The organism is Metabacillus niabensis (genome assembly GCF_902829255.1).
GTDB lineage: Bacteria > Bacillota > Bacilli > Bacillales > Bacillaceae > Metabacillus > Metabacillus niabensis.
In genome coordinates, this window is record NZ_CADEPK010000210.1 from 1 (window position 1) to 8966 (window position 8966).

Annotated in this window: 6 protein-coding genes; all 6 read right to left on the reverse strand. The window is 32.7% G+C overall.

Features of this window, described 5'->3' with window-relative positions; genetic code table 11:
- Positions 1-163: 163 nt before the first annotated feature.
- Positions 164-2215 carry a glycosyl hydrolase 115 family protein gene (locus HU235_RS13800; RefSeq protein WP_174880561.1) on the reverse strand — a complete coding sequence of 684 codons (2052 nt, stop codon included), beginning with the start codon at positions 2213-2215 and terminating at the stop codon, positions 164-166.
- A 35-nt stretch (positions 2216-2250) separates the two neighbouring features.
- The gene (locus HU235_RS13805) at positions 2251-3144 is read right to left on the reverse strand and encodes a carbohydrate ABC transporter permease (RefSeq protein ID WP_095301996.1); all 894 of its coding nucleotides are present in this window, start codon (positions 3142-3144) and stop codon (positions 2251-2253) included.
- A 3-nt stretch (positions 3145-3147) separates the two neighbouring features.
- Positions 3148-4047 (reverse strand): carbohydrate ABC transporter permease, encoded by a 900-nt coding sequence (locus tag HU235_RS13810; protein WP_095301995.1) that lies wholly within the window; start codon positions 4045-4047, stop codon positions 3148-3150.
- A gap of 168 nt (positions 4048-4215) precedes the next feature.
- On the reverse strand, positions 4216-5517 hold the full coding sequence (locus HU235_RS13815; protein WP_174880562.1) for an ABC transporter substrate-binding protein: 1302 nt from the start codon (positions 5515-5517) through the stop codon (positions 4216-4218).
- 388 nt (positions 5518-5905) lie between these two features.
- Complete coding sequence (locus HU235_RS25395; RefSeq protein ID WP_095301993.1) at positions 5906-7447, reverse strand: response regulator; 1542 nt, start codon at positions 7445-7447, stop codon at positions 5906-5908.
- The coding region (locus HU235_RS13825; RefSeq protein WP_174880563.1) for a sensor histidine kinase at positions 7440-8966 on the reverse strand (1527 nt) is incomplete at its 5' end. The genes HU235_RS25395 and HU235_RS13825, both read right to left, overlap by 8 nt.

An 8966-nucleotide genomic window follows, 5' to 3' on the forward strand; every position in this document is an offset into this window, starting at 1 on the left:
GTTTAAAAACGCAAGTCTAGTAATCCATTCGAATAAACTATTTAAACCGCCAAAAAATCCTGATGTCTCCATTTTCTTCCCCCCATAAATTCCAATGTATATTCTAAACTAATTTTTAGCTTGCTAATTCACTTAAACTACTATTTACTTAGCATAAATGTTCTTAAACTAAAGATTTCCCTTTCTCTTTAAGCTTTTTAATCAAATTATCGTCTGACAATTGTTTTGATTTATTCGTCAGTAGCATTACCGAGCTTTCCTCAACACTTGTAAGATATCTCTTTTCCCAATTGTAAAAGGAAGGTCCATCTCCGTACATTCTTAAAAATCGCCTAACTGTTTCTAAAGTATAATTAGTTAATGCAACATTTGTTAAACAATCATTATCGTAAAATCGTTTCCATTTTTCATTTTTTGGGTTCTTCATCATCTTTTCAGATTCTTTTATCTCTTCTATCGCCATATTTACAAGTACATACGCTTCTATATAATTTTTAGATTTGAATTTCTCAAATGCTTCCGCAAAACAGTAGAGAGCCTTGCACCCATTCTTATGAATCTGCACCTGGATGAGCAATTGATCGTTAAGTCTTTGTTGTTCGATATTTCTTGCATCTTCTACGAAAGCTTTACCTTTTTCCAATAATGCTTCCCATAGAGGTAATTTAGATTTGACTTTATTTTTGAACCAATCAAATTGCTCAGTTAAGTCAGCTTTGCCTGTTGCCCAATATAAATTTTTCGCACTTTCTTTCCCATTAGAAATGACCCATTGATTTGCAAGATTTCGAATTGAAAAATGATAAAACTGCTCCCCAGCTCGTTCATCTTCATGATCGCCATACTGGACTACAGCATGAAAGAAGTCTTGAATATAGTTAGACATTTCTTTTGAATAGGATGGATTGTACCGCAAAACATATCCCTTTAGAAATTCATAAGATTCTATTTTTCCTTTATCCCATAATTGACTAACAAAGTCTAAAAAATAGAGGTGTGGTCGAATATTGCCACAGTTAACAATTAAAAATTCACACATATTGTGTTCAAAAGCCTGACTTAGTTCATCGTTTACAAAGTTTGTATCGTTCGGCAGCATTGTAAGATGATTAGAAGCTTGCAAATCATAAAATGTTACATGATAGTAAATACCATGTGGTCCAGGATCATCCTTGACAGGGGTTGAAGGGATTCTTGGATTATGGTTTCCTTGTCTTCTAGATACCATCTTTCCATATCCACTATCAGCCCATATTTTAATAACTCCATCTGGCAAGTCAAGTAATCCCTTTTTATACAATTCAGTAATTTCCCCATACAAATTCACACAACAGATCGGTTCTTTTTGATATTCAGCAATCATTTCGTATTGATCTCTCATAATTTTTGATATGAGTGCTCCGCGTTTCTCATCAGTATCAAACGTTGGATCGTCAACCCAAAATGGCCGGTCTCCTTGTCCTCTAAATCCAATATTCCATATGACCTTGTCATTTTGTTGTTCAATAATTGCATCTTTCCATAGCTTTTTGAATAAGTCTTCGTTTTCAATATAAGAAGCATTATGTTCTGGGAAAACTCTATTGAACATTTTTGCCCCAAGTGGCTCTGCATGGTGATGTGTAATCCATAATCCCATTTCAATAGCAATTTTTTTATAAGTAGGATCTTCAATATCTGTTCCTGGGATTACCATATTACCGTGGCATCTTAACAGTGCTTCAAATACCATTTCCCATACATAAGTATTTGAATTGTTATGTTTCCATTTTGAAATAAGCACCTCATCATTGATGAACCATCCTCTGAACCTTACTTTAGGTACATCAGAAAAATAGGGATCTGACGGAATTTTTACCATTTTCTTTATAGTTGGTTCACAATCATTCCAAAACCAAAACTTATCAACTCCAAGATATTTTTCACTTAAATGGAGAATTCCATATATGATTCCTAATTCATCTGGTGCAACGACTTTCATTTCAGTCAAATCGTTAGAAAATCGGATATGGAATTGTTCCCTTTTCAAATTGTGGACATTCCGCTCATCAAATTGGAATAATATCGTTGTTTTTACCTCAGTACTTTTCACTTGAAAAACTTTGTCCTTATCTCGAATCAAGACTTTCATAAAATGGTAAACACTTTTCAGTTCAGGTCCTTGATAATCTAAATACGTTTCCTTATTGAAGATAAAGGATTTGCCACTATACATTAGTCTTTTTCCTTTCTTAAAAACAGCCTATAAATTTAGCCTTTCAAACCACTTGTACTAATACCCTCTACAACATGGCGTTGGAATAGGAAGAAAATGACGAATACTGGAATTAATGAAACGATTGACATAGCAAACATCGCTCCCCAATTTGAAACAGTATCATTACTTAAGAACATGTTTAAAGCCATTGAAACAGTGTATTTTGCCGGATTATTTAGATATAATACTGGTCCGAGTAAATTATCCCACGTCCAATAAAAGGAGAAAATTGATACAGTTGCTAATGCTGGTCTTATTAATGGGAGTATAATTTTATAAAATATTTTGAACGTGTTACATCCATCAATTGTTGCCGCTTCATCCAATTCTCTCGGGATTGTTCGAATAAATTGAACGAGTAGGAATATAAAGAATGGGTGACCAAAATAGGCTGGAACAGCAATTGGTTTAATAGAATCAAGCCATCCTAACTGTGCAAAAATGATATATTGTGGAATCATGACTACTTCATACGGAAGCATGAGCGTAACCATCATAATTGCAAACCAAAAGTTTTTTCCGAAAAAGTTTAATCTCGCAAAACCGAACGCAATAAATGCTGACGAAATCACTTGCCCAATCATTGTAAAAATAACTAGAACTACAGTATTTTTAATAAAAACGCCAAATGAATTTCCACCAATACCTTCCCAGCCTTGTGTAAAGTTCTGTAAAGTCCATGTATCTGGAATTAATGATTTTGCAGTTACGAATATCGTATCACTAGGTTTAAATGAACTCATTAGGAGCCAAATAACTGGATAAAGCATTAATAATGCAAAGCCACCAACAAGAATGTGATATACCCACCACTTTACTGACTTAACATTGGAAACTTTTATAATTGGTGTTCTTGCTACTGTTTTTACATTTGTATTTGAACTCATCCGTTATTTCCCCCCTTCTGATTCGTAATGAACCCAGAATTTTGATGTGTAGAAAATAATTGCAGTTAAAATTCCTACAATAATTAACATAATCCAAGCCATCGCAGAAGCATAACCCATATTGAAGAATTCAAATCCTTGAATGAAGAGATAAAGTGAATATAGAAGTGTACCATCAAGTGGACCACCAGTTCCTTTAGAAATGATAAATGCAGGAACAAATGTCATAAACGCTGCGATCGTTTGCATAATTGTATTAAATAAAATAACTGGACTTAACATCGGTAAAGTGATTTTAATGAATTTTTGCCAATAATTAGCTCCATCTACACTCGCTGCTTCGTAATATGTTGCTGGTATTCCTTTTAAACCTGCTAGGAAAATTAACATAGATGATCCAAATTGCCAAACTGATAAGAATATTAACATCCAAAGTGCAGCAGTTGGATCTCCAAACCAACGTACATCTGGAATACCTAACAATCCTAAGAGAATGTTAACGATTCCTTCATCGCCAAAAATATTTCTCCACATAATTGCAACAGCGACACTTCCACCAATTAATGATGGTAAATAAAATAAAGTTCGATAAAGACCTACAGCTCGAGAAGCAGTATTTAAAATAATCGCTATTAGTAAAGCAAAACCTAATCTTAAAGGGACTCCAGCGAAAACATAAATTAAAGTTACTTTTAAAGACTGCCAATATCTTGGATCCTCTGTAAACATTTTTTGATAGTTTTCTAAACCAATCCAAACAGGTGCCCCAAACAAATTATATTTAGTAAATGATAAATATAATGAGGTAACAATCGGTATCAACGTAAACGCCAAAAATCCGATAATAAAGGGACTAATAAACAAGTACCCTCTTAAATTTTGTTTAATAGTTTGAGCACTCATATAATCATTTCCTTTCTATGGCTCTAAAACCTTTAATATATGAGAAGAGGATAACTCGGGAGGGATAATGGAAATGTTCCAAAGCACTTGCTCTCCTTTTAAAGGGAGAACAGTTCATGCTGTATTACACCCTTTACTCCGAGCCACCCTCATCTCACTAACTAGCAACTATTTATTTTGTGCTAAGATGCTTTCCGCTTGTTGTCTAAATTGTTTTGCAGCATCTTTTACCTCAAGTTGTCCGTATGCCATTTGTTCACCTAAGCTATCAAGTAGTTCAATTACTTCACCAGCTCCAACTGGGTCTGGACCATCAAAATCTGAACTGTTTTGTTCCGCCCATTCAACACTTTCAAATACTAGAGTTTGCTCGGAAGATAACTCTGGTTTTAGAGCTTCTTTAACTTCAGAGGAACCTGGAACACCACGGTCACCTAAAATTAATTTATTTGCTTCAACATCGTTTACAAGGAAATTAATAAACTTTGCTGCTTCTTCTTGATGTTTTGAATTATTCGCTACAGACCAGAACATACTTGGTTTTAAATATAAGCCTTCTTTAGCATTCGGTCCTGGCATATTATGAATTTGTAATGGTCGATTAGCAACCTGTTGCAATCCAACGAACTGGTTTGACCATTGCCAAATTCCAATCGCATCTTCTGTTACAACTGGGTCATCTTCAATTCCTTTTAACTGAGCTAGATAATCAGGAGTTGGAACAGCCTTATCCTTCACCAAACCTGATGTCATTTCAAAGAAATCGATAAATAATTGATCATCATCATATCCTAAACCAGTTCCATCTTTACTAAATAATGTGTGTCCTAACGTTCTTAAATAATAATTAAAGAACACATCTGCTTTCATGCCTGTATCAACATATAATCCAGCATCCTTTGCTTTAGCAGCAATCTCTTTATAATCATCCCATGTCCAATTCTCATCAAGACTTTCTACTCCTATTTTCTTCAACAGTGCAGGGTCATAATTGAAGCCAAGTACGTTTACCCCAGCATTAAATCCGTATAACTTGTCTCCAATTTTCCCACCGTTAATATAATTTTCTGTAAAGTTAGTCGTGTCAATTTCCTTCCCAATAAACGGTGTTAAGTCTGCTAATTGTCCGTTTTCAGCGTATTGAGAGAAGTAGGATAAATCCATTTGAATGATGTCAGGTAATTGATTTGCTGATGCTTGAGGAGCTAATTTCTTCCAATAATCATCCCAGCTTGCATATTCAGCTTGAATTTTTACATTTGGATTTTTCTCTTCGTACATTTTAATAATTTCTAGAGTGTAATCATTTCTTGTCTGTTCCCCCCACCAGGCAATACGTAGAGTAACTTTATCGTCTTTTCCTCCACCAGAATCAGATCCCGATTCACCAGAAGAACTCGTTCCACTACTACAAGCAGCCATTGAGAATACCATAAAAATTGCTACAAATAACAACAAAAATTTCTTCATTTTCATCCCCCTTATTTTTTGTTACCGCTTACACTTACTATTCTAGAGCCTTTTCGGTCTCATAGGAATTTAAAAAACAGAGATTTATGTTTAAAAAACAGAGTTCATTATTTTTTATTCATACTTTTGGACTGAAATTTGTACAACCTTCCACCAATTAAAACAAAATAATCCTTTTCATGACAAATATTGATGATATTATTAGCTTTCAAAATATAAGAATAACTAAAATGATCATGTCTGCCGTCTTTAGAGATGTCATAAAGACTCTTTGTGGGAATACCCTCAAGAGTTTAAATATAACCTCGGAACTCAATTAGTTTGAAACAACGCATCTTTCGAAAGGAGCCAAAAAAACTCATTATCAAAGAATTATAAGATAATGAGTTTAACAAATAACTTTCCGATATTCAGATGGCGTATATCCAGTATATTTCTTAAAAACCTGACTAAAATATTGCGGATTATCTCCGTACCCAATCATTTCAGCTAATGTAAATACCTTTACATCATCCATTTGTTGGATTTGCTCAATTGCTTTTTCAATTCTGACCCTTGTCACATAGCTCGAAAACTTTTCACCAGTTTCTTGTTTAAAAAGCTTACCTAAATAATCAGCATTCATAAATACTCTATTTGCAACCCATTTTAACGAAAGTTCGGAGTTTCCTAGATTCTCATTTACAATCTCAATCATATTTTTTATTATTTCTGAATGATTTGATTTATGCCTATTTAAATGAAAATCTGTTATTTCTTTTGCATTGTTGACAAAGAAAGATCTCATTTGTTGAATTGTATCCATATCCATTAATGATGACATCTTTTCCATATAGGCATGAATACAATTTGAATCAGAATGTTGAATCATTTCTATGAAAAGATGCATAACATACGAGCGCGTCATATTAGTTGAGAGCATCATTTTCGTTAAATTTCCAAAAAAGTTAGAAATTTCACTCTCTACTTTTTCCCAATTTCCCGTTTTTATTAAAAGGCATAAATTTTGTCCATCGTATTCATATTGATTTCGAATTTTTGTTTTCTGAATATCTAGTTTCGTAATGATGCTCCCTTCACCTAGGAAAAACCGATGATTTAAACACTCTAACGCCTCTAAATATAAGTCTCTGGCAGCTGTAATTTGATTTACTTCACTAATTGCAACGGTCATATCGAGCTCATATATTTGATAAAAATACTCCTTTAATTGCTTTAAATTTTCGTGAAGGGAAACCATTTCTAATTCCTTTACAATAAACACTATATGTTCACCAATAGTTGTTGTAAGAATAGATGGAGCAAATAAATCTTCCCCGATATTTTCAATGACAAACATATGCTCATAATGATAATCACCTTCAGGCTTAAGTAAAATGACTCTAATTTTTTCATCATCGAAATCAATCCGGAATAATCTTTCGTAAAAGGTAATACCATGATTACTATCCAATTTAGTTGAGATAAATTCTTTTAATAGCTGCTTTTTTACATATGGTTGAATTTGGTTCAATTGATTCCGCATATCAACAAGAAAACGCTCTCTTTTTTCTTCAAGAGAAAGTTCATTTTTTATTGAATTCAAAGCCTCAACAATTAGGTTTTCATTACATGGCTTAAGCAAATAATGTTTCACTCCAAATTCCATCGCCTGTTTAGCATAAGAAAATTCGCCAAATCCAGATAATATAATAAATTTCACATTGATTTCCTCATTGGTTACTTTTTTTACCAACTCAAGACCATTGAGCCCAGGCATTCTAATGTCACAAATAACGATATCTGGTTTTTTTTCTTTTATGATGTTATAGGCATCTAAACCATTTCGTGCAGTTCCAATTAAATGTAGATTTAATTGTTCCCAATCGATTATTTTGGATATTCCATCCAAAATAATTCTTTCATCATCAACTAATAAAACCTTATGCATATTCCCACCTCATTCGATATGGTATGACAAGGATTACCTTCGTACCTACATTTAACTTACTTTCAACTGTTAAACCATATTCTTGACCAAAGACAAATTTTATTCTAGATTCAATATTCTTTAATCCAATTCCATTTCCCTTACTTTTGTATTCACCTTTCATCACATTCTCTAAACGGTCTTTATCCATACCTATTCCATTATCTTCTACAATTATATGAAGATCGTTTTTAACTTTTTTAACCATCACTTTAATTTGGCAACATTCAATCATAGTTTCTAATGCATAATTTATCGAGTTTTCTACCAATGGCTGAACTACTAATTTCGGAACGATACAATCCATTTCCTGCTCATTGATTTCAATTTCAAAATTCAAACGATCCTCAAATCTAAACTTTTGAATTGTGACATAATGTTTTACAATTTCTAATTCTTCTCGGACCGTTATTACATCCTCTTTAATACTAATTGCATTTCTCAATAAATAACCTAACGATTCAACCATATTAGATATTTTTTGCTGATTATTTATCTTTGCTAACCAGTTAATTGATTCTAAAGTGTTATATAAAAAGTGTGGGTTTATTTGCGATTGAAGTGCTTTAAATTCAGTATCTTTTATTAACAATTGCTTTTCATAGTTTTCTTTAATTAACTCATTAATCCGATCAATCATCATATAAAAATTGTTATGCAAGATACCGACTTCATTATGAAAATTATATTCGTTTGACTTTATCGACTCAGGTATATTAAAATCTCCTTTTTGTACAGATTTCATCGAAGAAACTAATTTTTCAATTGGATTCGTAATATGTTTTGAAAACTTAATAGCTAGAAAAATAGCTCCTGAATATAATAATAAAAAAATAATAATAACAATATATTTCATTGCCGTTACTTTCGCAAACATCGCACCGAACGGGATGATGTTCCAATATGTCCAATCAGCATAAGGAGATTTTGAATAAGTAATAAAGAACGTTCTCCCTTTCTCTTTTTTTATTAAGTAACCTTGACTATTTTTTATAGGAAAAATGAGTTGTTCATAGTTTAGGATGCTATTTTCTAAGTAAAATGGCCTTTCACTATTCGAAATGATAATTCCACCCTCTTGACCATCCCATTCTCTTGGTAACTCTTTTACGATTTCATCTAAATTTACTTCAATGACTAATGTAGCTAATAATTCAAAGCTTAAGTTTTTATAGGCCTTAATCTGTCTTGTTGAGTAAATTAAATTACTAGAGTCTTCAAACGAAACCCATACGTTACTTCCATCACCTGCAATCGATTTTTTAAATAGCTTACTTTTATATTTATCAATTTTTTCAGAATTATCTCTTCCAGCGCGATATTCTCTCCCATATTGATCAAACAAATAAATCGATTGAATGTATTTTTCATTCCCTATGTAGCTTGTGAGCTTCTCCCAAATTTCACTCTCAATTTGATATTGCTCGTAGTTCGTAATTTCTTCCTTTGATTTCATTAAGTTCGTTTGAAGGGTATTATC